Source organism: Leucobacter rhizosphaerae, assembly GCF_022919175.1.
Lineage (GTDB): Bacteria > Actinomycetota > Actinomycetes > Actinomycetales > Microbacteriaceae > Leucobacter > Leucobacter rhizosphaerae.
The window spans coordinates 1,533,983-1,560,726 of record NZ_CP095043.1 but is presented as its reverse complement, the minus strand read 5'-3'; the positions used below and the strand labels follow the sequence as shown (position 1 = coordinate 1,560,726).

Below are 26,744 nucleotides of genomic sequence, written 5' to 3'. Positions count from 1 at the left end.
AGAACGCAGAGACCCACGTATGTTGCAGACACTTCGCTGGTCCGCCGGGCGGGTGGTGAGCGCGCTCATCACCCTGCTCGGGGTGTCCATCCTGATCTTCGCCGCAGTTCGGCTGATGCCGGGCGGGTACGAGGACATCATCCTCGGACCCCTCGCCTCGCCCGAGGAGCGTGCCGCCCTCGCGGCCGCGTACGGGCTCGACCAGCCCATCATCATCCAGTACTTCGCGTGGATCGGGCAGATCCTGACGGGCGACCTCGGGGTCTCGTTCGTCACGCAGAGTCCGGTGGTCGAGGAGCTCGCGAAGCGGATCCCCGTCACCGCGCTGCTGACGGTGATGGCGCTCTTCGTGACGCTGGTGATCGGCATCCCGCTCGGGATCTGGACCGGCGTGCGATCCGGCGCGAAGCAGGGCGGCGCGATGGGCCGGATCGCGTCGGGCTTCGGGATCAGCGTGCCGGAGTTCGTGCTCGGCAGCATCGTGATCTTCGTGTTCTCCCGGCTCTCGCTCGGGATCCAGGTCGGCGGCTTCTCGAACATCGGCAGCGGGTTCGGGCCGACGTTCCAGGCGCTTCTGCTGCCGGCGCTCGTGCTCTCCGTCTTCTGCGTCGCCGCGGCCGCTCGCACCACCCGCGACGCGGTGATGAGCGTGCTCGTCGAGCCGCACATCACCGCGGCCGTGGCGCGGGGCGAGACGCCCTGGCACATCGTGCGCCACCATGTGATCCGCAACGCGGGGATCCCGATCCTCACGCTGCTCGCGACGGTCACCGCCTACCTGCTCGGCGGCGCTGTGATCGTCGAGACCATCTTCAACATTCCGGGTCTCGGCTCCTTCATGGTGACCGGGCTCGATCGCCGCGACTTCGCGGTCGTGCAGGCAGCGGTCCTCTTCGCCGCGACGGTGTTCATCGTGGTCAGCCTCGTGCTCGACCTCATCACGAGCGCGCTCGATCCGCGGGTCGCCGTGACCGGGAAGGCAGGATCATGACCACGTATTCGCTCCCGCTCGTCCGACGCAAGCGCGCGGGCCGGGCGCGCCCGCAGCGCGACGGCCTGTTCGCCTCCGCGGTCGGTGCGCTGGGTCTCATCGTCGGCATCGCCGTCGTCGCCGCGATCGTCCCGTTCGCCGGAGATCCCGCGAAGATCGTCGGCCCGCGCCTCAGCCCGCCGTCGTCGGCGTACCTGCTCGGCACCGACGCGCTCGGCCGCTCCGTCCTCGCCCGGCTGCTCGAGGGGATCGGCACCACCCTGGTGCTCTCGACCGTCGCCGTCGTGTGCACCGCGGTGATCAGCGTGATCCTGGGCCTCATCGCCGGCTACCTTGGCGGCTGGACCCGCGAGGGGGTCATGCGCTTCGTCGACGTGCTCTACTCGTTCCCGTCGATCGTGCTCGCGATCCTCATCGCCGCGGTCGTCGGCCCGGGGCAGGTGGCCGCGCTCGCCAGCATCGTGCTCGTCACCGTGCCGCTCATGACCCGCATGGTGAGCGCCGCGGCGATGGCCGTGGCGAAGCGCGACTTCGTCACGACCGCCAAGATCAGCGGGGTCTCCGCGCCGGTCATCCTGTTCCGCCACCTGCTGCCGAACGTGAGCGGCACCATCGCGGTGCAGGGCACGTATGCGCTCTCGGTCGGGATCCTCGTCGAGGGCGGCCTGAGCTTCCTGGGATACGGCGTGCAGCTGCCGCAGTCCTCGCTCGGACTCCTGATCCAGGAAGGCGGCAGCTACATGGTGCAGGCGCCGTGGCTGCTCTTCGCACCCGCGGTGGTGCTCGTGGTCGCGATCCTCGCGATCAACCTCATCGGCGACACGCTCCGCGATCGCCTCGACCCCCGAGAGACGAGGAGCCTCGTATGAGCGCCGCACTGCTGCAGCCGCGAGTGCCCGCGGGCACCGCAACCGCGACGGTCCGCATCGATGGACTCACCGCCGAGTACCGGACGCGCCTCGGCACGACCCGTGCGCTCGACGGCATCGACCTCAGCGTCGCGCCCGGCGAGCTGCTCGCGATCGTGGGCGAGTCGGGATCCGGCAAGTCCACGGTGTCGCAGGCGATCGGGCGCATGCTGCCCCGCGCCTGCCACATCACGGCCGGGTCGGTGCACGTGCTCGGCCGGGACCTCGCCGGGCTCGACCCCGATGCCATCCGAGCGCTGCGCCGCGACTCCCTGGGGTTCATCCCGCAGGATCCGATCGCGTCGCTGAACCCGACGATGCGCATCCAGCGGCAGCTCGAGCTCGCGCTCCGGCCGCTCGGCCGGGCCACCGACCGCGCCTCGCTCGAAGCGCTGCTCGAGAGCGTGCGGATCCTCGAGCCCGCTCGGGTGCTCCGCCTCTTCCCCCACGAGGTGTCGGGCGGCATGGCGCAGCGCATCGCGATCGCCCTCACCATGGCGCGCGAGCCGCAGATCCTGATCGCCGATGAGCCGACAGCATCGCTCGATGCGCAGGTGCGCGACGAGATCCTGAGCCTCATCGTCGGTCTCGTGCGGAGCTCGGGTGCGAGTCTGATCTGGATCAGCCACGACCTGGGTGCCGTGCGGAAGTGGTGCGACCGCGTCGTCGTGATGCACCAGGGTCGGATCGTCGAGGAGGGGCCGACCGCGCAGGTGCTCGATCACCCCGAGGCGGATTACACCCGGACGCTCGTCGCTGCGATGCCCGGCAATGTGCCGGTCGCGGAACGCGCGGAGAACGTCGGACCGGAGGAGGAGCGATGACCCCGTCGACCGAAGCCCCCGTGCTGGAGCTGCGAGACGTCAGCGTCTCGTTCACCAGCGGGGCCGGTGCGAAGCGCCGCACGAACCGGGCCATGAACGGCGTCAGCCTCGAGGTGGCCCCGGGCGAAACGCTCGGACTCGTGGGCGAATCCGGTTCGGGCAAAACGACGACCGCGGCGGTGGCGCTCGGTCTCCGCAAGCCCGACAGCGGCGAGGTCGAGTTGCTCGGTCGCCCGTTCACTCGTTCGCGCCGGGCGATCGCCGGCAAGATCCAGGCCGTGCTGCAGCACCCGCACTGGTCGCTCAACCCGCGGCGCCGGGTCGGAGAGTCGGTGCGCGAGCCGCTCACCGTCGCGCGCCGGGACCTCGGTCGCGCCGAGCAGCGGATGCGCGTGCGCGACATGCTCGAACAGGTCGGCCTCAATCCCGAGTTCGCGGATCGCTACCCGCACGAGCTCTCGGGCGGGCAGCGGCAGCGCGTCTCGGTCGCGCGCGCACTCGTCACCGAACCGCGCTTCATCGTCTTCGATGAAGCCGTCAGCGCGCTCGACGTCGCGGTGCAGATGCAGATCCTGACGCTCATCCGCGAGCTGCAGGCGGAGCACCGCTTCGGTGCGCTCTTCATCTCGCACGACCTCGGCGCCGTGCGCCGGGTCGCCGATCGGGTCGCCGTGCTCTTCCGCGGCGACCTCGTCGAGACGGCCGACACGGCAGACTTCTTCCAGACCCCCCAACACCCCTACTCGCAGACACTCTTGGAGTCACTATGAGCACCTCCCCGGCATCGATCCCGACCCACGCCCTCGCCGATCTCGATCCCGGCCTCACCATCGATCCCGCGCCGCGACTGGCGGGCGCGCCCGTGTTCGGCGGCCCCGGCAACACCGACTTCGACCTCACGCCGGTCCGGAGCGAGGGGCGCGAGGCGCTGGAGTTCGACTTCCCCGGGGTGCGGATCGGCTCAGCGCACTACGCCGAGGGGCCGACGGGCGCCACGGTGATCCACCTCCCCGCGGGTGCGCGCACGGCGGTCGACGCCCGCGGCGGTGCGGTCGGACTCTCGGGCGGCTACGACTTCAACCACGCGATCTGCCTCGCCGGAGGATCCGTCTACGGACTGGAGGCGGGAGCGGGCGTCAGCGACCTGCTCCTCGAGCGCCACCAGAACATGACGGGTTTCGCCGAGCTGCAGCTCGTGTCGTCCGCGATCATCTACGACTTCTCGGCTCGCTCGACCGCGGTCTACCCAGACAAGGCACTGGGGCGCGCCGCGCTCGAGTACGCCGTCGAGGGCTCGTTCCCGCAGGGTCGCGCCGGCGCCGGCATGAGCGCGTCGTCGGGCAAAGTGGACTGGGAGCGCACGGAGATCACCGGTCAGGGCGCCGCGTTCCGCCAGCTGGGCGACGTGAAGGTGCTCGCCGTGGTGGTGCCGAACCCGGTCGGCGTGATCCTCGATCGCAGCGGTCGTGTCGTGCGCGGCAACTACGACGCCGCGACCGGCACCCGCCGCCACCCGGTCTACGACTATCAGGAGGCCTTCGCCGAGCAGCTTCCCGCGGCCACCGAGTCGGGCAACACGACGATCAGCGCGCTCATCACCAACGTGCGACTGTCGCCCGTCGAGCTGAATCAGTTCGCGAAGCAGGTGCACAGCTCGATGCACCGCGGCATCCAGCCCTTCCACACCGATATGGACGGTGACACGCTCTTCGCCGTGACCACCGACGAGATCGACCTGCCGACGACGCCGGGATCGTCGCGCGGCCGCCTGTCGGTGAACGCGACGGCGCTCGGTGCCATCGCGTCCGAGGTGATGTGGGACGCGCTGCTCGAAGCCGCCAAGTAAGGACCATCCGCGCACGCGCGCACCGACCGGGCCGGCGCACTCCGGAGCACCCCCGAAAGAGAAAGACAGACGTTGGACATCATCACAGCCACGATCAGCGGGACCGATCCGCGCAGCCGCGGGACCGAGATCGGGATCGCGCACGCCGCCGACATCCGGGAGGCCGTCAGGCGATACCTCGAATTCTTCGAGATCCGCGGCGTCGCAGGATCCCGGGTGCGGGAGATCGCGGAGAGCTGCTTTGCGGCACTCGCCGAATGGGCCCCGAATCTCGCGGACGAACTCACGGCCACCGCCGAGGCGGCGGAGGTGGAGCGCTGGCAGCTCGCCGCGCTGAACGCCCGCACCGAGGTGCTCGCGATCGTGCCGCCAGACACCGAGGGAGAGTGCTCGACCGCCGTATTCGCGCCGGCGGGTTCGGACGCGCCGCAGTCGATCCAGACCTGGGACTGGCACGAGCACCTGTGCCCGCGCGGGTTCGTCTTCTCGTACACGCCGGACGCGCCCGCGGAGGGAAGCCGCCGTGTCGGCCGGGTGGCGATGTTCACCGAGTTCGGCGTGCTCGGCAAGATCGGTGTGAACGACGCCGGGGTCGGCGTGCACTTCAACATCCTGCACCACGCAAGCGACCGCGGCACGGGCGGTGTCCCGGTGCACGCCATCGCGCGGCGGGTGCTCGACGAGGCGACGAGCGTGGACGAGGCCGAGGCGATCATCCGCTCGGCGCCCGCGAGCGCGTCGACGGTGCTCACGGTGCTCGCCCGCGACGAGGCGCCGCACCGCGCCGCGTGCTTCGAGATCTCGCCGGAGCGGGTGGCCGTCGTGCGGCCGGATGAGGCCGGAGTGCTGCTCCATACGAACAACTTCATCGCGTCGGAGCAGCTGCCGGGTGAGGCGACACGCGACAAGTCGACGTCCTACGTGCGGCTCGCGCACCTCGGTGCGCACCAGGCGTCGATGGCCGGGCGCGGGATCGAGGAGCGCGCAGCGCAGATGTGCGGCGAGGCCGGGGCCCTTGCGCCGGTGTGCTTCCGCCCGGATCCCGCCGAGCCCCTGCACGAGCAGTGGACGACCCTGCTCACGGTGGGGCTCAACGTGGCTGACGGCGAGCTCGAGTACTTCCCGGGGTCACCCGCGGCGCTCGCGGAGCACGGAGCGCGCCGCTTCCGATAGGCGGGTGTCCGGCGAAACGCCGAGCGCCTCCTTTGTTGCCGAGACCCTCAGTTCTGCACGCTCAGAATGCGGGCGCTCGGCGAGGAAGGAGGCGCTCGGCGTCCGAGCCTTCCGGTCGACCCTCGCGGCCGACGGGGGCCGTTCGGGCGGGGTGTTACGCCCCCGCCAGCAGCTCGCGCACGCGCGGGATCACCACCGTGCCGTACAGCTCGATGCTCGACAGCAGCTGCTCGTGCGGCATCGTGCCGTTCGCGTACTTCAGGTCGAAGCGATCCGCGCCGAGCGTTCGGATCGTCGACGCGATCCGCTGCGCCACCGTCTCGGGTGACCCGACGTACAGCGATCCCGCGTCCGCCTCCTGCTCGAATTCGGCGCGTGTGGTGCTCGGCCAGCCCCGCTCGGCACCGATGCGATTGCGGTTCGCCTGGAAGTGCGGCCACAGCTGCTCCCGGGCCTCGGCATCCGTCGCGGCGATGTGTCCGGGCGAGTGCACGCCGAGCGGCATCGCCTCGCGTCCGAGTTCGTCCTGGGTCTGACGGTAGAGGTTCGCGAACGGAAGGAACCGAGCCGGGTCGCCGCCGATGATCGCGAGCATCATCGGGATCCCGACCTGCACGGCACGCAGCACCGAGTGCGGGCTGCCACCGACGCCGATCCAGGCCTGTACGCCGTCGGAGTGCTCGGTCTTGGGGTAGACCTCCTGCCCGGTGAGGGGGCTGCGGTGTCGGCCCGACCAGGTGACCGGGCCTTCCGCGCGCAGACGCGAGAAGAGCTCGAGCTTTTCGGTGAAGAGGGTTTCGTAGTCGCTGAGCTCGTAGCCGAACAGCGGGAACGACTCGGTGAATGAGCCGCGGCCGAGGATCACCTCGGCCCGGCCGTTCGAGACGGCGTCGAGCGTCGCGAAGCGCTCGTAGACGCGCACGGGGTCGTCGCTCGAGAGCACCGTGACGCCGGTGCCGAGCAGGATCCGCTCGGTGCGTCCGGCGATCGCGGCGAGGGCGATCTCGGGTGAGCTCAGCGCGAAGTCGTCGCGGTGGTGCTCGCCGAGGGTGATCGCGTCGACGCCGAGACCGTCGGCGAGGACGGCCTGCTCGACGACATCCCGGAGCACCTGCGCGTGCGAGACGCGGGCGCCGTCGAGCGTGGTGGTGACGTCCCCGAACGTGTCGAGGCCGAGGATCACTTCGCTCGGCGCCGCACCTGCGACGGTGCGGACGGGGGAGAGCGCCGGAGTGGCGGGAGTATCGGTCATGCCCACAGCAACAGCGGGCGGGGCGCGGCTATTCCGCGGTGCGCGTGGAGACGATGTAGCCGACGACGGCGGCGACCACGCCGAACAGCGCGGCCCACACCCAGAACACGCCGAAATCGAGCAGCGCGGCGACGGCGGCGGCGAGCAGCAGCAGCTCGACGAGCGCCTGCCCGAAGCGGTCCGTGCGGAGCACCGGCCGCGGCGACAGGAAGAGTGCCCAGATGAGCACCGACAGCACGAGGAATCCGATGCCGGTGAGGACGCCCGGGAACGGCAGCGGCCACGCCAGGAAGCCCCAGACGGTCACCGACACGATGGCGACGAAGTGGAAGATGCCGCGCGCGAGCTGGAGCAGGATCGTGGATCGCGCGGGCTGGACGTGCGGGCGTTCGGTGGTGCTGGTCACCCCAGCAGTCTACCCGGGGTCCGCCTGGGCGATTCGCCGGTGGTTTAGTGAGCGACGCGGCAAGTGGTCCATTGATGTACCTTGGAGTAGCGTCGATGAATAGACCAAAGTGAGGACCCGGCGACGTGATCCCCGCACCCCCGACCGCCGAACCATCCGAACCCTCTGAACCCGAAGGAGCGCTCCGTGACGATGACCCTGCACTCGGTGCGCGCGATGCGGGACGACGGCGACTTCGCCGCTCCCGCGCGCGTGGGCTGGGCGGAGGGGCGCTTCGTGCTGGGCGGAGCTCCCCGGCCCGGCGATCTCGACGGCGCGGGCCTGTGGTTGATCCCAGGGCTCGTCGACACGCACCTGCACGCCGCCTGGCACGCCTTTGACACGGCCGACCGCGACCGAGTCAGTCCCCGCATGACGCTCCAGCTGACGGCGGAGGCCCTCGCGCGGACGTTGGCAGCGGGGGTGACGAGCGCGCGCGACGCCGGAGGGCTCACCCTGGCGATGGCGACTGAACTTCCCGAGGACGCGAGGCCCCGGCTCCAGCTCTCCGTCGCGCTCATCGATCGGGCGGCGGCCGCGGCGGCCGGAGGACTCGTCGCCGCGGTGGAGTCGGTGCTCGAGGGCGGTGCGCGGTGGGTCAAGCTCGTCGCCACCGCCGGTGTTGCCGCGCCCGCCGGCGCAGATCTCGCGCCCGTCTTCAGCCGGGCGGAGATCGGCGATGCGGCCACGCGTGCGGCGCTGTCCGGCGCCGGGGTGATGGTCCACGCGTGGGGCGGCCCCGCGATCGACGACGCGATCGAGGCCGGAGCCATGAGCATCGAGCACGGCATGTACCTGACGGACGGCCAGGCGCGGCGGGCCGCCGAGCGCGGCATGACCCTGGTACCGACCCTGCGGATCTACCGTCTGGTGCAGCGCATGATCGCGGACGGATCGCTGCCCGCCGCGTTCCGGGCCCGGGTGGACGAGGCGGTCGACGTGCACGCGCTCGCCGTGCGGCGGGCCCGCGACGCCGGGCTCGCCATTGCGCTCGGCACGGACTACGGCACGACGGCTCAGCACGGGACCAACCGGCTCGAGGTCGACGCCCTCGTGGCGGCGGGGCTCAGTCCCCAGGAGGCGCTCGTCGCGGCCACGCGCTCCGGGGCCGCGCTGCTCGCCCGGGTAGCGGCCGACCCCGCCGCGGCTCCGGACGGCCGGATCGCCGACGGCTCGGTCGCCGACGCCGTGCTGCTGCGCGCCGACCCGCGGATCCCGGGGGCGCTCAGCGATCCCGCCGCGGTGGTCGCCGTCATCCGCGGCGGCGCCGTGGTGCACGGCGAGATCCCGGACCCGCCGGTGCTCCCGGACCCGCCGGTGCTCCCGAACCCGCCGACGCTCCCGATCCCGCCGACGCTCCCGAACCCCATCACCCCCGCCACCCCGTCGACCCCGTCGACCACCCGAGAGGATGCTCCGTGACCCGCACCACCTCCCCGCGATCCCGTACCCGTCGGCGCGGGATCTCCGCGGCTGCCGCCGCGCTCGCCGCAGCGATGCTGCTGAGCGCCTGCGCCGCGGGATCCGGCCCCGCCCCGTCCGAGGCCGGCGCCGATCCCGTGAGCGGAGGCACCCTCACGTTCGGCCGCGTCGCCGCCGTGAACGACCTCGATCTGAACCAGCAGATCACGGCGAACAACGCCTTTGCGATCGACAAGATCTTCGAGCCCCTCGTCAGCTTTGATGAGAGCGGCGAGATCATTCCCTGGCTCGCCGACTACGAGGTCGACGAGGCCGGTCTGGTCTACACGTTCACGCTGCGCGACGGGGTGTCGTTCTCGAATGGGGATCCCGTCACCCCCGACGACGTCGTCTTCTCCCTCAATCGCCACCTCGAGGTCGGCGGGCCGCTGCCGCTCACGGCCCCCATCGAGTCCATCGAGGCGACGGGGGAGCGGGATGTCACGATCACGCTCAGCGGCCCCTACACGCCGTTCCTCTCCGAGCTCTCGGGCTTTGCGAACGGCATCTTCCCGGCCGACTTCGGCGGGCAGACCGAGGAGGAGTTCTTCGCGGATCCCATCGGCACGGGGCCGTTCGTCGTGGACGAGTGGGATCCGAACGGCGACATCAGCTTCGTGAAGAACGAGCACTACTGGCAGGAGGGCAAGCCCTACCTCGACGGGCTCGTCTACCGCTTCATCGCGGATGACACGCAGCTCCGGCAGCAGCTCGCGGCCGGGCAGATCGACGCGATCGACACGGTGCCCGCGGCGAACGCGGCCGAGGTCGATGCAGCGGCCGACACGGTGCTGAGCCAGACCGAGTCGTGGGCCACCGAGCAGGTCTTCTTCAACACCGAGCGCGAGCAGTTCGCCGACGAGCACGTGCGGCGCGCGATCGCCCATGCCCTCGACCGCGAGGGGATCACGGCCGCCACCACGTTCGACACCGCCGAGGTCGCGAACGTGCTCCTGCCGCCGAGCATTCTGTATTCCGCCAATGCTGAGCCGGGCATTGCGCTCGAGCACGATCTCGCGGCGGCGAAGGCCGAACTGGCGAAGTCGGCCTACCCCGACGGCTTCTCCACGACGCTGCTGATCGCGAGCGGCAACTCGCAGCGCGCGCAGATCGCGCAGATCGTGCAGGAGTCGCTCGCCGAGATCGGCATCACGGTCGAGATCGAGCAGCTCGACATCGCGGTCTTCCGGGAGCGGTTCTTCGCGTACGACTTCGACTTCATGCTCAACAGCGGGCAGTCGGACGCGCCGGATCCGAACGGGTTCATCACGTTCCAGGCCGATCCCGAGGGCTTCAGCAAGTCCTACTGGACGCACTTCACCGATGAGCGGGTGACCGAGCTCATGCACGAAGGGCGCGAGACCCCGAACGGCGACGCCCGCGAGGCCATCTACCTCGAGATCCAGGAGATCCTCGCGGAGCAGGTGCCCTACATCCCGCTCTTCTTCCCGTCGAACCTGAAGGCGACCACCGCCGAGGTGCAGGGCTTCGCGGTGCTGCCGAACGGCAGCGTGCGGTTCCAGGACGTCTGGCTCGCGGGCTCCTGAGGCTGGCATCCCCGGCCTCTCCTTGCGTGAGCGATTTCTGTTGAGATTTCCGCGAAATCCAACAGAAATCGCTCACACGAGGGAGAGACCGGCGTCGGGGATCGTGCACGCCGAGAGATACGCTGAGGCGGTGAAGATGCGGACCGGTCGAGTGGTGCGAGTCGTGGGGCGCTCCCTGGCGCGCCTCGTGCCCGTCGTCCTCGGCGTGGTGGTCGCGGTGTTCTTCCTGCTCCGGATCGTGCCCGGCGATCCCGCCGCCATGATCCTCGGCGAGCGCGCCACCCCCGAGTCCCTCGCCGCCCTGCGCGCGGAGCTGGGCCTCGATCTCCCGCTCTGGCAGCAGTTCCTCGCCTTCGTCACGCAGGTCGTCACCCAGTTCGACACCGGCGACTCCCTCGTCTCGGGCGTCTCCACACGCGAGCTCGTCTTCGAACGTGCGCCCGTCAGCCTCGGGATCGTGGCCCTCGCGGTGCTGCTCGCAATCCTCATCGCGGTGCCGCTCGCGGTCGCGGCAGCGCGCGGCAAGGACGGCTGGGTCGACCACGTGGTCCGGATCCTGCCCACGGTCGGCATGGGCATGCCGCTCTTCTGGATCGGTCTGCTGCTCATCATCCTCTTCGCCGTGCACCTGCGCTGGTTCCCGGTCGGGGGCGTGGGATCCGGGCCCGGTGAACCGCTGCGCAGCCTCTTCCTGCCGGCGCTCGCCGTCGCGCTCGGCCTGGCGCCACCGCTGATCCGGTCGCTCCGGGCGCAGCTGCTCGAGGTGCTTGACGCCGACTTCGTCACGACGCTGCGTGCCGCGCGCGTGCCCGAGCGCAGCATCCTGACACGTCACGTCCTCCGCAACGCGGCGCTCCCCACACTCACCCTGCTGAGCGTCAACACGGCCTACCTCGTCGGAGGCACCCTCGTGGTCGAGAAGGTGTTCGGGATCAACGGCCTCGGCACCCTCCTCTTCCAGTCGATCGGCAGCCGGGACTTCCCCGTGGTGCAGGGGGTCGCGCTGTACTGCGCGATCGTCGTGGTGCTCGTCACGACGGTCGCCGGGCTGCTCGCCGCACTGCTGGATCCGCGGCTCAGGATCGCGCCCGCGCTCGATGCCGCGGCGGCTCTCGATGCCGCGCCCGCGATCCAGCCCGCCGCGCCCGACGCCGATCCGACCCCGGAGGATCGCTCATGAGGGCCGGGCAGCGCGCCCTCGCGTCGCGCACCCTCCGGGCCGGGGGCGTGCTCTTCGGGCTGATCCTGCTGGCCGCGATCCTCGCCCCCGTCATCGCCCCGTACGCACCGAGCGCCCAGAACCTCACGGGCGGCCTGCAGCCGCCCTCGCCCGCGCACTGGTTCGGCACCGATCAGCTCGGTCGCGACGTGCTCTCGCGCATGCTGTTCGCGGCGCAGACCGATCTCCGCATCGCCCTCACAGCGGCGGCCGCCCCGTTTGTCATCGGTGTGGTCGTCGGCCTCGTGGCCGGGTACTTCGGCGGGGCGACCGACTGGATCGCGTCCCGCGTGACCGACACGGTGATCGCTTTTCCGTTCTACGTGATCGTGATCGCCATCGTCTTCGCCGTGGGGGCCGGCGAGGGGGGCATCATCGTCGCCTTCGCGCTCGTCGGCTGGGTGGGGTACGCGCGCGTGCTGGGGGCGATGACGGCGTCGCTGCGGGACTCGGGTTGGGTGCAGGCCGCTCGCGGCGGCGGACTCTCGCACGCGCGCTTGCTGCTCCGCCACGTCCTCCCGAACGTGCTGCCGCAGGCGCTCGTGCTGCTCGCCACCGAGATCGTGCTCATCATGGTGGCCGTGGTCACGCTCGGGTATCTCGGGCTCGGGATCCAGCCGCCGACCCCCGACTGGGGCACCATGATCGCGGACGGGCAGCAGTTCATCACCACGCAGTGGTGGCTGAGCGCGATCCCGGGACTCGCGGTCGTGCTGACCGGGATCGCGCTGTCCCTGCTCGGCGACGGGCTCGGCGATGTGCTGCGCGTGTCCGCCCTGGGCAGGTCGCGGGGGCGTGGCGGTCGCGCCGCCGGGATCCCGAGCGCTGAGGCGGGCGGCGTGGAGGCCGGTCGCGTGCGGGTCCGCGGGCTCAGGATCGCGTCGGCAGGGTCGGGACCCGGTTCGGGATCGGGCGCGAGCACATCGCGGGAGCTCGTGCACGGGATCGATCTCGACGTCGCCCCGGGTGGCACGCTCGGAGTCGTGGGGGAATCGGGGTCCGGGAAGAGCCTCACGCTGCGGGCGATGCTCGGCCTGCTGCCCACCGGCGTGCGGCGGACCGACGGTGAGATCGAGGTCGGTGGCGCGATCGGCATGGTGTTCCAGGATCCCCTCACCGCGCTCGACCCGCTCGCACGGGTGGGGTCGCAGGTGCGCGAGGCGCTGCGCGCCGGCCGTGGCGCCGGCCGTGGCGCCGGCCAGGGTGTCGCGACGCCGGAGGTGCTCGAACTCCTCCGTCTCGTGCAGCTCCCCGACCCCGAGCGGATCGCGCGGTCGTACCCGCATCAGCTCTCCGGCGGGCAGCGTCAGCGTGTGGTCATCGCGATGGCGCTCGCGGGGGATCCCGCGGTGCTGCTCTGCGACGAGCCCACCACCGCGCTCGACGTCACGGTGCAGCGTCGGGTGCTCGCGCTGCTCGACGATCTGCGCCGGGAGCGCGGGCTGACGCTCGTGTTCGTGAGCCACGACCTCGCCGTGGTGGCATCGATGTGCGACCGGGTCGCCGTGATGCGCGACGGCCGGATCATCGAGGTCGGGGAGACGGAGCGCGTGCTCTCGGCCCCGCGCGATCCCGGGACGCGTGCGCTGCTCGACGCCGTGCCCGCACTGCCGCCCCTCGCGACGGATGCGCCGTCATCGACCGCAGCGTCCGAGGCGCGCGTCGCTGCAACGACCGGGGAAGGCACTGCCGGGGTGCTCCCGGCGCTCGGCGTGCGAGGCCTCGAGGTCCGCTACGGCGGGTTCATCGCCGCACGCGACGTGAGCTTCGCGGTGCCGTCGGGCGGCGCGCTCGGCATCGTCGGCGAGTCCGGATCGGGCAAGACCTCCGTGGCCCGGGCGATCGCGGGGCAGCTGCCGCTCGCCGGCGGCACGATCCACCTCGACGGCGCGCCGCTCCGGCGGCGGCGCGATCCGCGCATCCAATTGGTGCCGCAGGATCCGACGTCCTCCTTGAACCCGCGGATGACCGTCGGCCAGACCCTCCGCGAGCTCATCCGACTCCATTGCACGCGGCGGTCCGTCGGTGACCTGCTCGCGCTCGTGCGCCTCGATCCCGGGACCGCCCGCGCTTACCCGCACGAACTCTCCGGGGGGCAGCGGCAGCGGGTGGCGCTGGCGCGTGCGCTCGCCGTCGAGCCCCGCGTGCTGATCGCCGACGAGGTGACGAGCGCGCTCGACGTTTCGGTGCAGGCGGTCGTGATCGAGCTGCTCGGCGAACTCCGACGGGAGCTCGGGCTGACGCTCGTGTTCATCTCCCACGATCTCGCGGTGGTGCACGAGCTGTGCGAGCGGGTCGTGGTGATGCGTGCGGGGGCCGTGGTCGAGCATGGTGACGGCGACTTCTTCGCGCACCCGGCCACGGCGTACGGGCGCGCGCTGCTCGAGGCGGTGCCGCGGATCCCGCCCCGTCCCGAGTGAACGCAGATGCACGCTGCGGGCGCCCGCACGGTGGAGGTGCGTTCACATGAGGACACCGGCAGGCGACGGAACGACGCGCGTCTGTAGACTTGGAGGACCAGCGCGGGACGTGACCTGCGCAGGACGTCACCAATGCAGGACGTGACCGGCGCAAGACTTCTGGGACGAGCGCAACAGGGAGGTGCGATGTGGACGGCATCATGAACTGGATCGAGCGGCTCCTCGACGGCTCCCTCTTCGCCGGCGGTATCTTCCTGGTGATCGGGATCGTCGGCGGCGTGCTGCTCCTCATCTCGCTCCTGCTCGACGGCATCTTCGACGCCTTCGACTTCGGCGACGGACCCCTGAGTCTCACGACGATCGCCGCGTTCACCTCCATCTTCGGCTTCACCGCGTTTGCGGGGGTCGGCGCCGGGATGGACACCCCCGTGGCCTCCATCATGGGTGCCGCCGCGGGCCTCCTCGGCGGTGCCGCCGCGTGGTGGCTGACCCGGCTGATCCGGGGCGCCGAATCGAGTACGGCGTTGAGCGGTGAGGACCTGATCGGCTCCGTCGGCTCGGTCGTGCTCGCGATCCCGGCGGGCGGCCTCGGCGAGGTGGCCATCACGCGCCACGGCGAGCGCGTCTCCCTCTCCGCCACCGCCGACGCACCGATCGCGCGTGGCACCGCGATCCGCGTCGTGCAGACCGTGACCTCGACGTCCGTGCGCGTCGAGCCCGTGCTCCCCGAGTCCGCGCTCCCCGAGACCCCGTAGACCGACTGACCGACCGACCTGATTGATCGGAGAACACATGTTCCTTGCTAGTCCCGCCATCGTGGGTGTCTTCGGCGCCATCATCGCGCTGGTGCTCATCGCACTCGTCATCATCAAGCGCTATCGCATCGCGAAGCCGGACGAGGCGATCATCGTGACGGGAGGCAAGGGCAAGGAGGTCGTCGACGCGGCCGGCCACAAGAGCCGCGACCTCTCCGGGCAGAAGGTCGTCACGGGCGGCGGCGTGTTCGTCGTGCCGTTCGTGCAGAAGTCGTTCACGATCTCGCTGCGGTCCCGCCGCCTCACCATCACGACCGAGGCTCAGACCACCGACGGCATCACCATCCAGGCGCAGGCTGTCGCGGTCGTCAAGGTCGGCGGTGCGCAGGAGATGATCCGCGCGGCCGCCCAGCGATTCCTCTCGAACTCCGACGAGATCGACGAGTCGACGCAGGAGGTGCTCTCGGGCTCGCTCCGCTCGATCATCGGTGGTCTGACGGTGCTGCAGATCATTCGGGATCGCGCGGTCGTCGCGCAGAGTGTGCTCGAAGCGGCGGAGGAGGCGCTCACCAAGCAGGGCCTCGTGGTCGACACCCTGCAGATCCAGGAGATCCGCGACGGAGCCGACTACATCACGAACATCGGTCGTCCCGAGGCCGCGAAGGTGCGCCAGCAGGCGGACATCGCCGAGACGAACGCCTACCAGGCGTCGCAGGAGGCGAAGATCGCCGCCGAGCGGGTGCTGCTCGATCGCAACCGCGAGCTGAAGCTGCGCCAGGCCGAGATCCAGGTCGAGACGGACAAGGCCACCGCGCAGGCCTCCGCCGCGGAACCGCTCGAGGAAGCGATCCAGCAGCAGGCCATCGTGCAGCAGAAGCAGATCACCGCGCAGAAGGAGGTCGCGCTCCGCACCGAGCAGCTGAACGCCGACGTGCGCGCGGTCGCCGAGGCCGAGGCCTACCGGGTCGAGGCGCTGGCGAAGGCTGACGCGGCCGCGGCGGTCTCCGCCGCCGACGGACGTGCGCAGGCCGTCGAGCGCGAGGGCCTCGCGAACCGCGCCGCGCGTATCGCCGCGTCTGAGGCGCTCGAGCGCGAGGGGCGCGCCGAGGCGGCTGCACTCGAGGCGAAGGGTACGGCCGAGGCCATCGCGATCGACGCGCGGGCCCGCGCGCTCGAGACGCAGTCGCAGGCCGTGCTGGCGCAGGAACTCATCCACCTGCTGCCGGAGATCGCGAGCAAGTACGCCGAGGCGATCGGTGCGATCGACAACATGACCGTCGTCTCCGCCGATGGCACCTCCAGGGTTGCGGGCGACGCGATGGGCAACATCAAGGGGCTGCTCGAGATGGCCAAGGACACCGTGGGCATCGACCTGGTCGGCATGCTCAACGGCGTCGTCGCCGGAGGCGCCGCGGGTGCCGCCGCGGGCCGCGCCTCGCAGTCGGAGCCGCGCCGCGCCGCGGGCCTGATCAGCGAGGAGAGTGCCGCGCACCTCGGTCGATCCGCGGATTCGCTCGCCGACGCGGCCGACACCCTTTCGGATTCGGCGGCGTCCGTCGCTGCCGAGGCCGCCGACACCGCGCAGCACGCGGCCGACACGGCCTCCGGGCTCGGCGACCGGGGAGCACCGGGGTCGCAGCCCGAGCGTGCAGAATAGGGGCATGCCCTCCCGCGATCCCCGAGCGATGACCCAGGACGTCGACGCCGTCCTGGGTCCCGCTCCCGCGAGCTACACACGACCCGAGGTGGTGGTGCTGCGGTTCCGGCGCCACGGCCGACGACTGGTGCTCCCCGTGGTCGTGCTGCTCGTCGTCGCGGCCGCCTCCGGGTACTGGATCGGAGCGCTCCCGGAGGCCTGGATGAACCTCGCCGCCGCCGCGGCGGCGGTACTGATCGCGCTACTGCTCGGGGTGTTCCCGATCCTCGCGTGGCTCGCGCACCGCACGACGGTGACCACGCGCCGGGTGATCGTGCGCGGCGGGTTCTTCGTGCGGCACCGCTCGGAGGTCGCGCTCTCCCGGGTCCGCGAGGTGCGCTCCCGGCGCAGCATCGGCCAGCGGATGCGCGGGGCCGGTGACATCGACCTGCTGTTCGGCACGGAGCGGGCGACGCTCGTCGACGTACCGGGGGTCGAGGAGGTCGTCGACGCGCTGCAGGAGCTGAGCGAGCGCAACTACGAGCACTCGACGCAGTCGTTCCACCGCCTCGCGGGGGAGCCCGGCTTGGGCGGCACCGGCGGCTTCGGCGGTGGCGGGACAGGCGGCTTCGGCGGTGGCAGTGGCAGCACTGGTGGCTTCGGCGGCGGCGGATTCGGAGGCACCCCTGCCGCCGGCGGACACGCCGGGGGCTTCGGCGGCGGCGCGCCGGGCCCGACTCACTGACCCAGCCGCAGAGATCTGCATTCCCGCTGAGACTTTCGGACCATTCCGTCAGCAGGAATGCGGATCTCTGCGTCAGCGCGCAGCAGTCTCGCGCTTACGGCTAGCTCGTGCGCGCGATGAGCACGTCGATCAGCTGCCCCGCGAGCTTCACGAGCCGCTCGATCTCCGACTCGTCGCGATCGATCCAGCGGCACTCGGGGTCGCCCACGGGAACGAAGTTCTCGTGCCGCTCCCACACCATGAGCGTGCGCTCGGCGCCGAGCACGTACTGCTGCCACCAGATCTGCCGCAGATACGGGCGCGGGATCGAGCGCCACTCCTTGTTCGTCGTTTTGATCTCCGCGAGCTCCAGCGCGCCGTGCGCCCGCAGGGTGACCCCGTCGGGGGTCGCGAGGTGACGCACGTCGCCCTCGGCGTGGAAGAGCGCCTGGCTCGGGGTGATCCCGTGCTCGCGCAGCACCCACGCGGCGATCTCCGGCTCCCGCGCCCGACCGTGGTCGGTGTACGCGTTGCCGCTGAACCGGCTGCCGTGCAGCTTCTCGAACGCCGTCGACTCGATGGACCGCGGGGTCGACAGCTTCGCGACGTCCGTCGCAGTGATCCCTCTGGCACGCGCCCGCATCCACGCCGCGTGATCCGTGCCGTCGGTGACGACTCTGCGGAGGTGGGCGGGGGGTGATTCGAGCACCCGACAAGTCTGCCACGCCGAGGCGGATCGAGGGGGTGCCGCGCTGAGGAGGGACCCAGCTTTTGACCGACGAGCCAGACCACCGACGGCCGACCCGTGAGCGCGAATCGGCGCCGTGTCTTCCCGTGCGGCCGTGGTGCGGATTCAGTAAGCTGAGGGCGTTGGGTTCCACGATGGGGGCATCGTGAGGGGACGTGGAATGAACTCGGCAGACGAGGTGCTCACTGCACGTGCGATGCGAGTCGTACGCGCAGCCGAAGTCTGCAACAGCTTAGGAGCAGGTCGGCAGCATGGCAGTACAGACCCCGCAGCGGGCGGACGGCGAGAAGATCCGGGCGCTGGTCGTCGACGATGAAGCGTCGATCACGCAGTTGATCGCGATGGCGCTCCGCTACGAGGGCTGGGACGTCGAGACTGCCGAGACCGGCCAGGAGGCGCTCGACAAGATCCGCTCGTTCGCTCCCGACGTCGCGGTCTTCGACATCATGCTGCCCGATTTCGACGGCATGCAGCTCCTCTCGCGCGTGCGTGGCTCCGGCGAGATGTTCCCCGTGCTCTTCCTGACCGCCCTCGATTCGGTCGAGGATCGCGTCAACGGGCTCACCGCGGGCGGCGACGACTACGTGGTCAAGCCGTTCAGCCTCGAGGAGCTGATCGCCCGGCTCCGCGGCCTCGTGCGCCGCTCGCAGCTCGCACTCGCGCAGCAGCCGGACCCGGTGCTCCGGGTCGGGGACCTGACGCTCAACGAGGACAGCTACGAGGTGGCGCGGGCGAACCGGCCCATCACCGTCACGAACACGGAGTTCGAGCTGCTGCGCTACCTCATGCGCAACCCGAACCGCGTGCTGTCGAAGGCGCAGATCCTGGATCGGGTGTGGGCCTACGACTTCACCGGCAAGTCGACCGTCGTCGAGCTCTACGTGTCGTACCTGCGCAAGAAGATCGACAGCGGCTTCGAGCCGATGCTTCACACGGTGCGCGGTGCCGGCTACATGCTGAAGCCGGCGGGCTGAGCGTGGAGGTTTCGGCCGGCGACCTGCGCGAGGAGGACGCCGAGCGCACCTCCGAGGTCCTGGACGGGCTGCTGGAAGCCGAGGCCGAGCGGCGGCACCTCGCGGGTCTCGGCAACGTGCTGCCGGGCGGTTCGAGCCGCTCCCTCTGGGAGATTCTGGTCGCGAACGTCTTCACCCTGTTCAACGCGATCGTGTTCGCGGGCTTCGGGATCCTGCTCGCCCTCGGTCGCTGGCAGGACGCGCTCTTCGGCCTCCCCGCCCTCATGAACACCGTGATCGGGGTGGTGCAGGAGTTCAGTGCGAAGCGCACGCTGGACCGGCTCGCCGTGCTCAACGCGCCGACGGCCCGGGTGCTCCGCGAGGGGCGGATCCGCGAGATCGCGCTCGATCGTGTCGTGATGGGCGACCTCCTCGTGCTCCGAACGGGCGACCAGGTGACGGCCGACTCGCGGGTGGTGCAGACCGACGCGACGGGGCCGGGCGGGCTCGAGGTCGACGAATCGCTGCTGACGGGCGAGTCGGATCCGGTGCGCAAACGCGTCGACGACGAGGTGCTCTCCGGCTCCAGCGTGGTGGCCGGGTCCGGGATCGCCGAGGTGATCCGCGTGGGGGCGGATTCCTACGCGGCGAAACTCACGGCGGAGGCCCGCAAGTTCTCGCTCGTCCGTTCCGAGCTGCGCAGCAGCATCGACCGTCTGCTGAAGTGGATCACCTGGGCGCTCGGTCCGATGATCCTCATCGTCGCGAACGGGCAGATGCAGGCGCAGGGTGGCTGGGCCGTGGCGATCGGCAACGGCCAGTGGCGCGAGGCCGTGGTCGGGGCCGTCGCCGCCGTCATCGCGATGGTGCCGCTCGGACTGGTGCTCGTCACGAGCATCGCGTTCGCGGTGAGCGGGGTCACACTCGCGAGCCGGAAGGTGCTGATCCAAGAGCTCCCGGCGGTCGAGGGCCTGGCCCGGGTCGACGCGCTGTGCCTCGACAAGACCGGCACGCTGACGACCGGCGAGATGGTCTTCGACGCTGCGCACGTGCTGCACCCGGTCGCCGGGTGGGAGCGGGTGCTCGGGGCGATCGGCGACGCGCCCGATGCGAACGGCACCGCGCGCTGCCTCGCGGAGCCCTACGGCGGTGCGGAGTCGCCGCTCCCCGTCGCGACCGCCGTGCCGTTCGACTCGGTGCGCAAGTGGAGCGCGTTCGTGCTGGCGGAGAACGGCGCCGGGGTGGATCCCGGGACCTGGGTGCTCGGCGCCCCTGATTTTGTGCTCGGTCCGGATGCCGGTCTCGCTGAGGATCGGGAGGGCGCGAGCGCCGATCCCGTACCCCTCGCGCTCGCGGGAGACCTCGCCGCCGCGGGGCTGCGCACGCTGGTGCTCGCCCACAGCCCCGCCGCGCTCGACACCGACGCCGAGCACGGTCTCGCGCTGCCCGCGGAGCTGCAGCCGGTCGCGCTCCTCACGTTCCGGGAGCGTGTGCGCGAGGACGCCGCGCAGACCCTCGGGTTCTTCGCCGATCAAGGCGTCGAGGTGCGCGTCATCTCCGGCGACGACCCGCGGACCGTCGCCGCGGTCGCCCGCGAGATCGGCCTCGACTGCGAGGCCGGCTTCGACGCGAGGCGGCTCCCGGAGGATCAGGCCGCGCTCGGCGAAGTGCTCGAGCGGGAGCGGGTCTTCGGTCGCGTCACCCCGGCGCAGAAGCTCGCGATGGTGCACGCGCTGCAAGCCCGCGGCCACGTCGTCGCGATGACGGGAGACGGGGTCAACGACGCGCTCGCGATCAAGGAGGCGGACCTCGGGATCGCCATGGACACGGCCGCGCAGGCGACGAAAGCCGTCGCGCGCATCGTGCTGCTCGACGGCCGCTTCGACCGCATGCCCGGGGTGGTGGCCGAGGGCCGCCGCGTGATCGCGAACATCGAGCGCGTCTCGATGCTGTTCCTCACGAAGACCACCTACGCGTTCGCGATCGCGGTCGTCTTCGGGCTGCTCGCCTGGAGCTTCCCGTTCCTGCCGCGCCAACTCTCGATCACGGACGGCCTCACGATCGGGATCCCGGCGTTCTTCCTCGCGCTCATGCCGAACGCGGATCGGTACCGCTCGGGATTCCTGAAGCGCTCGCTCGCGTTCGCCATCCCGTCCGGCCTCATCGTCACCGCCGCACTCATCGTGCTGCACGTGGTGGGCGATGGCCTCGGCGACTTCTCGGTGACCGACATGCAGGCGGCCTCCACGCTGACCCTCGCGGGCATCGCGCTCTGGGTGCTCGCGGTGCTGGCACGACCCGTGAGCCCGTTCCGGATCCTGATCGTACTGGCGATGTACGCGGGGCTCGCGCTCGTGTGGGTGATCCCGCTCACCCGCGATTTCTTCGAGGTGACCTGGCTGCCGCAGCCGCTCGCGCTGCTCGTGCTCGGGATCGTGGCCACCGGGATCGTGCTCGTCGAGCTGCTCCGGGCGTGGCACCTGCGCTTCACCCGCGCCCCGAAGCTGTGATAGTCTGTTCCCTGGCCCAAGACCGCCGGTAGGATCCGCAAGGATCCCGGAACGTTCGCTCACGCGAAGACCAGCGCAGGTACGAACTCCTTGAGTGCGGGATCTGATCCCGAACGACATGAAGCTCCGTGCGTGCGCGCCGGAGCTTTTTCCATGTGTGAAGCTCCGAGCGGCACGGCCCCCGGTCGGCATCCGCTACCCGGGCACGACAAACTAGGGAGCGCCATGGCTACGAAGGATGCTACGGTTGCCGATCTTCAGCAGAAGTTTGAAGAGTCGTCTGCCGTTCTGCTGACTGAGTACCGCGGTCTCACGGTCGCCGAGCTGCGGGAACTCCGCAACTCGATCCGTGAGCACGCGACGTACGCTGTGGCGAAGAACACGCTGACGAAGATTGCGGCGAACAACGCCGGGATCACCGTTTTCGACGACGAGCTGACCGGTCCTTCGGCACTCGCCTTCGTGCACGGTGACACCGTTGCTGTCGCCAAGTCGCTGCGTGACTTCGCCAAGGCACACCCGCTTCTGGTGGTGAAGGCGGGCTACTTCGATGGCAAGCCTCTGACCGCTGCTGAGGTAGGCAAGCTTGCCGATCTCGAGAGCCGTGAGGTTCTGCTGGCCAAGGCCGCAGGCGTCATGCAGGCCTCGCTGGTCGGTGCTGCACAGCTGTTCAACGCTCTGCCCGCAAAGGTCGCTCGCGGCCTCGGCGCGCTGCAGGAGAAGCAGGACGCATAGTTCCGGTTCACGCCGGTTCGAGATTTATCAGATCCGCTCCTCGCGCAGTCGCGTGAGGGCACACATCAAGGAGAAATACCATGGCAAAGCTTTCGACTGAAGAGCTGCTCGAGCAGTTCAAGGGCCTCACCCTCATCGAGCTCTCCGAGTTCGTGAAGGCGTTCGAGGAGACCTTCGACGTCTCCGCTGCCGCTCCGGTCGCCGTTGCTGCGGCACCGGCGGCTGGTGCTGCTGAGGCCGTCGAGGAGAAGGACGAGTTCGACGTCGTCCTCGAGTCCGCTGGTGACAAGAAGATCCAGGTCATCAAGGTCGTCCGCGAGATCACCGGCCTGGGCCTGGGCGAGGCGAAGGCCCTCGTCGAGGAGGCACCCAAGAACGTGCTCGAGGGCGCGAAGAAGGATGCCGCCGAAGAGGCGAAGGCCAAGCTCGAAGAGGCAGGCGCGGGCGTCAAGCTCGTCTAAGTCTCATCGACGGTCTGCCACGGCAGACGTTCGCTGAAGCGAATCGAGGCGGTCCACCTTCGGGTGGGCCGCCTTTGTCGTGCACGGTGCATGCCGCCGGAGCGCGCGCCCGCCGCGTCCGACCGTGCGTCGGGCGACACCTGTCGGTCTTCGGGGCTCGGTGTGGCGGTTGTCGGAGGCCCCTGCTAAGGTAATCCGGCTGCTGATGGTCTCGGGTGGGTTGGGGAACCGCCCGGATGATCGGCACGAGACTAGAGAAAGGACCCTCGTGGCCCTCATTTCATTGACCCTTCGACACGCGAAAAAGTACTGGCTCTTCATCGCATTCGTGCTGGTGCTCCAGCTCCTCTCCACCATCGCCGCGCTCTGGCTGCCCAGTCTGAACGCGCAGATCATCGACCAGGGCATCGCCCAGGGCGACACCGAATTCATCTGGAACACGGGTGGGCAGATGCTCATCGTGTCCCTCGGCCAGGTCATCACCGCCGTGGTCGCCGTCTACTTCGGCGCTCGCAGCTCCATGGGCATCGGGCGCGACCTGCGCCGCGAGGTCTACCGCAAGGTGGACTCGCTCTCCATGCTCGAAGCGACGAAGTTCGGCGCCGGCACGCTCATCACCCGCGGCACGAACGACGTGCAGCAGATCCAGATGCTCGTGCTCATGACCCTCAACTTCATGGTCTCCGCCCCCATCATGGCGATCGGCGGCATCATCATGGCGCTGCGCGAGGACGCGGGCATGGCCTGGCTCGTGTGGGCCTCGGTCGCGCTGCTCGCGGTCATCGTGAGCTTCCTCGTCTGGCTGCTGCTGCCAATGTTCCGCATCATGCAGGAGCGCGTCGACTCGATCAACGGCGTGCTGCGCGAGCAGATCATGGGCATCCGCGTCGTGCGCGCCTTCGTGCGCGAGAACTTCGAGGCCGACCGATACGGGGTGGCCAACCGCAACATCACCGACGTCTCGGTGAAGGTCGGCAACATCTTCGTGCTCATGTTCCCGGTGATCATGATGGTGCTCCACTTCGCCACGGCGGCGGTGCTGTGGTTCGGCGGGCACCGCGTCGATCAGGGCCTCGTCGAGGTCGGATCGCTGACGGCGTTCCTGCAGTACCTGCTGCAGATCCTCATGGCCGTCATGATGGGCGTCTTCATGACCATGATGATCCCGCGCGCCGTCGTGTGCGCGGAGCGCGTGCGGGAGCTGCTCGAGACCGAGTCGACCCTGACCTTCCCGGCGACCGCGACCGCGGAGACCCCCGCGCAGGGCCGTCTCGAGTTCACGGACGTGACCTTCGGCTTCCCCGGTGCGGAGAAGCCCGTGGTGAGCGGCGCCTCCTTCGTCGCCGAGCCCGGTCAGACCACCGCGATCATCGGATCGACGGGTGCCGGCAAGACGGTGCTGCTGAACCTCATGCTGCGTCTCTACGATCCGCAGTCCGGCAGCATCACCGTCGACGGTGTGCCCGTCTCGGAGCTCACGCGCGAGCAGCTCGCCGCGACGTTGAGCCTCGTGCCACAGCGACCGTACCTGTTCTCGGGCACCATCGCCTCGAACCTCCGCTTCGGCCGTGCCGATGCGACGGACGCCGAGCTGTGGGAGGCGCTGCGCGTCGCCCAGGGCGAGGACTTCGTGCGCGACAAGGACAAGGGGCTCGACGAGCCCATCTCGCAGGGCGGTACGAGCGTCTCGGGCGGGCAGCGGCAACGCCTGTCGATCGCGCGGGCGCTCGTCGCGAAACCGCGGATCTACCTGTTCGACGATTCGTTCTCGGCGCTCGACGTCGCGACCGACGCGCGACTCCGCGCCGCGCTCCCCGACGCGACGGCGGGGGCGACGACCATCATCGTCGCCCAGCGCGTGTCGACCATCACCGAAGCCGATCAGATCCTCGTGGTCGAGGGCGGCGAGATCGTGGGTCGTGGCACCCACGAGCAGCTGCTCGATACCAATGAGGTCTATCAGGAGATCGTGCGATCGCAGCTCGAAGAGGCGGAGGTGGCCTGATGGCTCGTAAGAAGAATGACACCGCTGCGGCGGACACCGCGACGGCGACGGACGAGTTCGAACTGCCGGACGACTATCAGCCCGACGGCGACGACTGGTTCGGCGGACAGCCGACCAAAAAGGCGAAGCACTTCTGGCCCGCCGCGAAGCGACTCATCGGTCTGCTGGCGCCGGAGAAGTGGCTGTTCTCGTTCGTCGTGCTGCTCGTGGTGGGATCCGTGGTGCTCACGGTGATCGCCCCGAAGATCCTCGGCCAGGCGATGGACGTCATCTTCGACGGGGTGCTCGGCAACGAGCTGCCCGCGGGGGTGCCGCTCGACACGATCGTCGCCGAGGCGCGCGCGGCCGGTCACACTCAGTACGCGGACATGCTCGCCGGCTCGAACGCCGTGCCCGGCGAGGGCATCGACTTCGGGCTGCTCGGCCGCCTGATCCTCGTGGTGCTCGGGCTGTACCTGATCGCCTCGTTCCTGATGTGGCTGCAGGGGTTCATCCTCAACGGCCTCGTCATGCGCATCGTCTACCAGCTCCGCCAGGACATCGAGCTCAAGCTCAATCGACTGCCGCTCAGCTACTTCGACAGCCGTCAGCGCGGCGACGTGCTGTCGCGAGTGACGAATGACGTCGACAACATTCAGCAGGCGCTGCAGCAGGCGTTCTCGCAGCTCGTCCAGTCGCTGCTCACCGTGATCGGCATCACGGCCATGATGTTCGTGGTGTCGTGGCAGCTCGCCCTGATCGCCCTCGTGGCGCTGCCCCTTTCGGGCATCATCGCGGGTGTGGTGGGCGTGCGCGCGCAGAAGCTCTTCGTCGCCCAGTGGAAGCACACGGGCGATCTGAACGGGCACATTGAGGAGTCGTTCACCGGCCACGAGCTCGTGCGGATCTTCAACCGCGACACCGAGATGGTGGAGGAGTTCGACCGCCGCAACGACGGTCTCTTCGAGTCGGCGTACAAGGCGCAGGCGCTCTCGGGCACCATCATGCCCGCGATGCAGTTCGTGCAGTACCTCACCTACGTGCTGATCGCCGTGGCGGGTGCGCTCCGCGTGACCTCCGGGCAGATGACGCTGGGTGACGTCACCGCGTTCATCCAGTACTCCCGCGAGTTCTCGCAGCCGATCGGCGAGATGGCCGGCATGGCCAACATGCTGCAGTCGGGTGTGGCCTCGGCCGAGCGCACCTTCGAACTGCTGGACGCGGAGGAGCAGGATCCCGACACCGCGACCGAGCAGCTCCCGGAGCGGAGCGACGGCCACGTCGTGTTCGAGGACGTCAGCTTCAGCTACGACCCCGAGCAGCCGCTCATCACGGATCTCTCGCTCGAGGCGAGCCCGGGTCACACCGTGGCGATCGTCGGACCCACGGGCGCCGGCAAGACGACCCTGGTGAATCTCGTGATGCGGTTCTACGAGCTCGACGGCGGCCGGATCCTGCTCGACGGCGTCGACATCACGCAGCTGTCGCGCGCCGAGCTGCGAGGCCAGGTCGGCATGGTGCTGCAGGACGCCTGGCTGTTCAACGGCACGATCCGGGAGAACATCCGGTATGGGCGTCTCGATGCCACGGACGACGAGGTGATTGAGGCCGCGCAGGCGACCATGGTCGACCGCTTCGTCCGTCAGTTGCCGGAGGGCTACGACACCGTCATCGAGGAGAACGCCTCCTCGCTCTCGGCGGGCGAGCGGCAGCTGCTCACGATCGCTCGCGCGTTCATCGCGAACCCGTCGCTGCTCATCCTCGACGAGGCGACGTCGTCGGTGGACACCCGCACCGAGGTGCTGGTGCAGAAGGCGATGCAGGCGCTGCGGACCGACCGCACCTCGTTCGTCATCGCGCACCGGTTGTCGACGATCCGCGACGCCGACACCATTCTCATGATGGAGAGCGGGCGCATCGTGGAGCAGGGGTCGCACGTCGAACTGCTCGAGCGGAAGGGCGCCTATTACACGCTGCACCAGGCGCAGTTCGCCGGCGAGATCGACGAGGAGCAGGCGGAGGAGATCCTGACCGGATCGATCCCTACGGCGACCGGACCGATCGACACCGCGTAACCCCGGTTCGATCCGCTTCGAGGGCCCCGTTCGCGCGATGCGAGCGGGGCCCTCGTGCGTGATCCGAACTCGTGCGC

22 protein-coding genes are annotated in these 26,744 nt (G+C 70.0%); 19 read left to right on the top strand and 3 right to left on the bottom strand.

What is annotated here, in order from left to right:
• Window positions 1-19 precede the first annotated feature (19 nt).
• The 6 genes from MUN76_RS07145 (at window position 20) to MUN76_RS07120 (ending at window position 5,742) form a co-directional block, all read left to right on the top strand.
• Window positions 20-991 (top strand): ABC transporter permease, encoded by a 972-nt coding sequence (locus MUN76_RS07145; RefSeq protein WP_244688402.1) that lies wholly within the window; start codon window positions 20-22, stop codon window positions 989-991.
• Window positions 988-1,860: an ABC transporter permease gene (locus MUN76_RS07140; RefSeq protein ID WP_244688400.1), complete on the top strand. Its 873-nt coding sequence runs from the start codon at window positions 988-990 to the stop codon at window positions 1,858-1,860. The genes MUN76_RS07145 and MUN76_RS07140 overlap by 4 nt, the downstream gene beginning before the upstream one ends.
• Window positions 1,857-2,723: an ABC transporter ATP-binding protein gene (locus tag MUN76_RS07135; RefSeq protein ID WP_244688398.1), complete on the top strand. Its 867-nt coding sequence runs from the start codon at window positions 1,857-1,859 to the stop codon at window positions 2,721-2,723. Before MUN76_RS07140 ends, MUN76_RS07135 begins: the two co-directional genes overlap by 4 nt.
• Window positions 2,720-3,493 (top strand): ABC transporter ATP-binding protein, encoded by a 774-nt coding sequence (locus MUN76_RS07130; protein ID WP_244688396.1) that lies wholly within the window; start codon window positions 2,720-2,722, stop codon window positions 3,491-3,493. Before MUN76_RS07135 ends, MUN76_RS07130 begins: the two co-directional genes overlap by 4 nt.
• Entirely contained in the window at window positions 3,490-4,569 is a 1,080-nt protein-coding gene (locus tag MUN76_RS07125) for an endo-type 6-aminohexanoate oligomer hydrolase (protein ID WP_244688394.1), read from the top strand. Before MUN76_RS07130 ends, MUN76_RS07125 begins: the two co-directional genes overlap by 4 nt.
• Before the next feature lie 72 nt (window positions 4,570-4,641).
• A complete protein-coding gene (locus tag MUN76_RS07120) occupies window positions 4,642-5,742 on the top strand; it encodes a C45 family autoproteolytic acyltransferase/hydrolase (RefSeq protein ID WP_244688393.1) in 1,101 nt (366 codons plus the stop codon).
• Between the two features lie 154 nt (window positions 5,743-5,896).
• On the opposite strand, the gene MUN76_RS07115 is transcribed toward MUN76_RS07120, so the two are convergent.
• Together MUN76_RS07115 and MUN76_RS07110 are read right to left on the bottom strand one after the other, a co-directional pair.
• On the bottom strand, window positions 5,897-6,994 hold the full coding sequence (locus tag MUN76_RS07115) for an LLM class flavin-dependent oxidoreductase (protein WP_244688391.1): 1,098 nt from the start codon (window positions 6,992-6,994) through the stop codon (window positions 5,897-5,899).
• A gap of 28 nt (window positions 6,995-7,022) precedes the next feature.
• Window positions 7,023-7,400 (bottom strand): DUF2568 domain-containing protein, encoded by a 378-nt coding sequence (locus tag MUN76_RS07110; protein ID WP_244688389.1) that lies wholly within the window; start codon window positions 7,398-7,400, stop codon window positions 7,023-7,025.
• 192 nt (window positions 7,401-7,592) lie between these two features.
• Here MUN76_RS07110 and MUN76_RS07105 point away from each other — a divergent pair, with 192 nt between their 5' ends.
• The 7 genes from MUN76_RS07105 to MUN76_RS07075 all read left to right on the top strand — a co-directional run bounded on the left by MUN76_RS07105 (window position 7,593) and on the right by MUN76_RS07075 (window position 17,222).
• Window positions 7,593-8,861 (top strand): amidohydrolase family protein, encoded by a 1,269-nt coding sequence (locus MUN76_RS07105; protein ID WP_244688700.1) that lies wholly within the window; start codon window positions 7,593-7,595, stop codon window positions 8,859-8,861.
• Window positions 8,858-10,447, top strand: coding sequence for an ABC transporter substrate-binding protein (locus MUN76_RS07100; protein ID WP_244688387.1), 1,590 nt, complete (start codon window positions 8,858-8,860; stop codon window positions 10,445-10,447). Before MUN76_RS07105 ends, MUN76_RS07100 begins: the two co-directional genes overlap by 4 nt.
• Window positions 10,448-10,583: 136 nt before the next feature.
• Complete coding sequence (locus tag MUN76_RS07095; RefSeq protein WP_244688699.1) at window positions 10,584-11,627, top strand: ABC transporter permease; 1,044 nt, start codon at window positions 10,584-10,586, stop codon at window positions 11,625-11,627.
• Window positions 11,624-14,086, top strand: a complete 2,463-nt coding sequence (locus MUN76_RS07090) for an ABC transporter ATP-binding protein/permease (RefSeq protein ID WP_244688385.1) — start codon at window positions 11,624-11,626, stop codon at window positions 14,084-14,086. The genes MUN76_RS07095 and MUN76_RS07090 overlap by 4 nt, the downstream gene beginning before the upstream one ends.
• Before the next feature lie 188 nt (window positions 14,087-14,274).
• Window positions 14,275-14,841, top strand: coding sequence for a hypothetical protein (locus MUN76_RS07085; protein ID WP_244688383.1), 567 nt, complete (start codon window positions 14,275-14,277; stop codon window positions 14,839-14,841).
• A gap of 37 nt (window positions 14,842-14,878) precedes the next feature.
• A complete protein-coding gene (locus MUN76_RS07080; RefSeq protein WP_244688381.1) occupies window positions 14,879-16,498 on the top strand; it encodes an SPFH domain-containing protein in 1,620 nt (539 codons plus the stop codon).
• A 4-nt stretch (window positions 16,499-16,502) separates the two neighbouring features.
• Entirely contained in the window at window positions 16,503-17,222 is a 720-nt protein-coding gene (locus tag MUN76_RS07075; RefSeq protein ID WP_244688379.1) for a PH domain-containing protein, read from the top strand.
• A gap of 100 nt (window positions 17,223-17,322) precedes the next feature.
• On the opposite strand, the gene MUN76_RS07070 is transcribed toward MUN76_RS07075, so the two are convergent.
• Window positions 17,323-17,844: a YqaJ viral recombinase family protein gene (locus tag MUN76_RS07070; protein WP_244688697.1), complete on the bottom strand. Its 522-nt coding sequence runs from the start codon at window positions 17,842-17,844 to the stop codon at window positions 17,323-17,325.
• 356 nt (window positions 17,845-18,200) lie between these two features.
• On the opposite strand from MUN76_RS07070, the gene MUN76_RS07065 reads away from it, so the two are divergent.
• The 6 genes from MUN76_RS07065 (at window position 18,201) to MUN76_RS07040 (ending at window position 26,667) form a co-directional block, all read left to right on the top strand.
• Window positions 18,201-18,923, top strand: a complete 723-nt coding sequence (locus MUN76_RS07065; protein WP_244688377.1) for a response regulator transcription factor — start codon at window positions 18,201-18,203, stop codon at window positions 18,921-18,923.
• A gap of 2 nt (window positions 18,924-18,925) precedes the next feature.
• Complete coding sequence (locus MUN76_RS07060; RefSeq protein ID WP_346730411.1) at window positions 18,926-21,412, top strand: HAD-IC family P-type ATPase; 2,487 nt, start codon at window positions 18,926-18,928, stop codon at window positions 21,410-21,412.
• A 225-nt stretch (window positions 21,413-21,637) separates the two neighbouring features.
• On the top strand, window positions 21,638-22,147 hold the full coding sequence (gene rplJ / locus MUN76_RS07055; RefSeq protein ID WP_244688375.1) for a 50S ribosomal protein L10: 510 nt from the start codon (window positions 21,638-21,640) through the stop codon (window positions 22,145-22,147).
• Window positions 22,148-22,227: 80 nt separating this feature from the next.
• Window positions 22,228-22,608 carry a 50S ribosomal protein L7/L12 gene (rplL, locus tag MUN76_RS07050; protein WP_244688373.1) on the top strand — a complete coding sequence of 127 codons (381 nt, stop codon included), beginning with the start codon at window positions 22,228-22,230 and terminating at the stop codon, window positions 22,606-22,608.
• A 268-nt stretch (window positions 22,609-22,876) separates the two neighbouring features.
• Entirely contained in the window at window positions 22,877-24,613 is a 1,737-nt protein-coding gene (locus tag MUN76_RS07045) for an ABC transporter ATP-binding protein (RefSeq protein WP_244688371.1), read from the top strand.
• Entirely contained in the window at window positions 24,613-26,667 is a 2,055-nt protein-coding gene (locus tag MUN76_RS07040; RefSeq protein WP_244688370.1) for an ABC transporter ATP-binding protein, read from the top strand. The genes MUN76_RS07045 and MUN76_RS07040 overlap by 1 nt, the downstream gene beginning before the upstream one ends.
• The last annotated feature ends 77 nt before the right edge of the window (window positions 26,668-26,744 follow it).

Excerpts from the sequence above, each read along its gene's own strand:
- MUN76_RS07130 (WP_244688396.1), top strand. The coding sequence starts at position 2,720 with ATGACCCCGTCGACCGAAGCCCCCGTGCTGGAGCTGCGAGACGTCAGC.
- MUN76_RS07065 (WP_244688377.1), top strand. The coding sequence starts at position 18,201 with ATGGCAGTACAGACCCCGCAGCGGGCGGACGGCGAGAAGATCCGGGCG.
- MUN76_RS07095 (WP_244688699.1), top strand. The coding sequence starts at position 10,584 with ATGCGGACCGGTCGAGTGGTGCGAGTCGTGGGGCGCTCCCTGGCGCGC.
- rplJ (WP_244688375.1), top strand. The coding sequence starts at position 21,638 with ATGGCTACGAAGGATGCTACGGTTGCCGATCTTCAGCAGAAGTTTGAA.
- MUN76_RS07145 (WP_244688402.1), top strand. The coding sequence starts at position 20 with ATGTTGCAGACACTTCGCTGGTCCGCCGGGCGGGTGGTGAGCGCGCTC.
- MUN76_RS07135 (WP_244688398.1), top strand. The coding sequence starts at position 1,857 with ATGAGCGCCGCACTGCTGCAGCCGCGAGTGCCCGCGGGCACCGCAACC.
- MUN76_RS07040 (WP_244688370.1), top strand. The coding sequence starts at position 24,613 with ATGGCTCGTAAGAAGAATGACACCGCTGCGGCGGACACCGCGACGGCG.
- rplL (WP_244688373.1), top strand. The coding sequence starts at position 22,228 with ATGGCAAAGCTTTCGACTGAAGAGCTGCTCGAGCAGTTCAAGGGCCTC.
- MUN76_RS07070 (WP_244688697.1), bottom strand. The coding sequence starts at position 17,844 with ATGCGGGCGCGTGCCAGAGGGATCACTGCGACGGACGTCGCGAAGCTG.
- MUN76_RS07140 (WP_244688400.1), top strand. The coding sequence starts at position 988 with ATGACCACGTATTCGCTCCCGCTCGTCCGACGCAAGCGCGCGGGCCGG.
- MUN76_RS07075 (WP_244688379.1), top strand. The coding sequence starts at position 16,503 with ATGCCCTCCCGCGATCCCCGAGCGATGACCCAGGACGTCGACGCCGTC.
- MUN76_RS07115 (WP_244688391.1), bottom strand. The coding sequence starts at position 6,994 with ATGACCGATACTCCCGCCACTCCGGCGCTCTCCCCCGTCCGCACCGTC.
- MUN76_RS07080 (WP_244688381.1), top strand. The coding sequence starts at position 14,879 with ATGTTCCTTGCTAGTCCCGCCATCGTGGGTGTCTTCGGCGCCATCATC.
- MUN76_RS07090 (WP_244688385.1), top strand. The coding sequence starts at position 11,624 with ATGAGGGCCGGGCAGCGCGCCCTCGCGTCGCGCACCCTCCGGGCCGGG.
- MUN76_RS07105 (WP_244688700.1), top strand. The coding sequence starts at position 7,593 with ATGACCCTGCACTCGGTGCGCGCGATGCGGGACGACGGCGACTTCGCC.
- MUN76_RS07125 (WP_244688394.1), top strand. The coding sequence starts at position 3,490 with ATGAGCACCTCCCCGGCATCGATCCCGACCCACGCCCTCGCCGATCTC.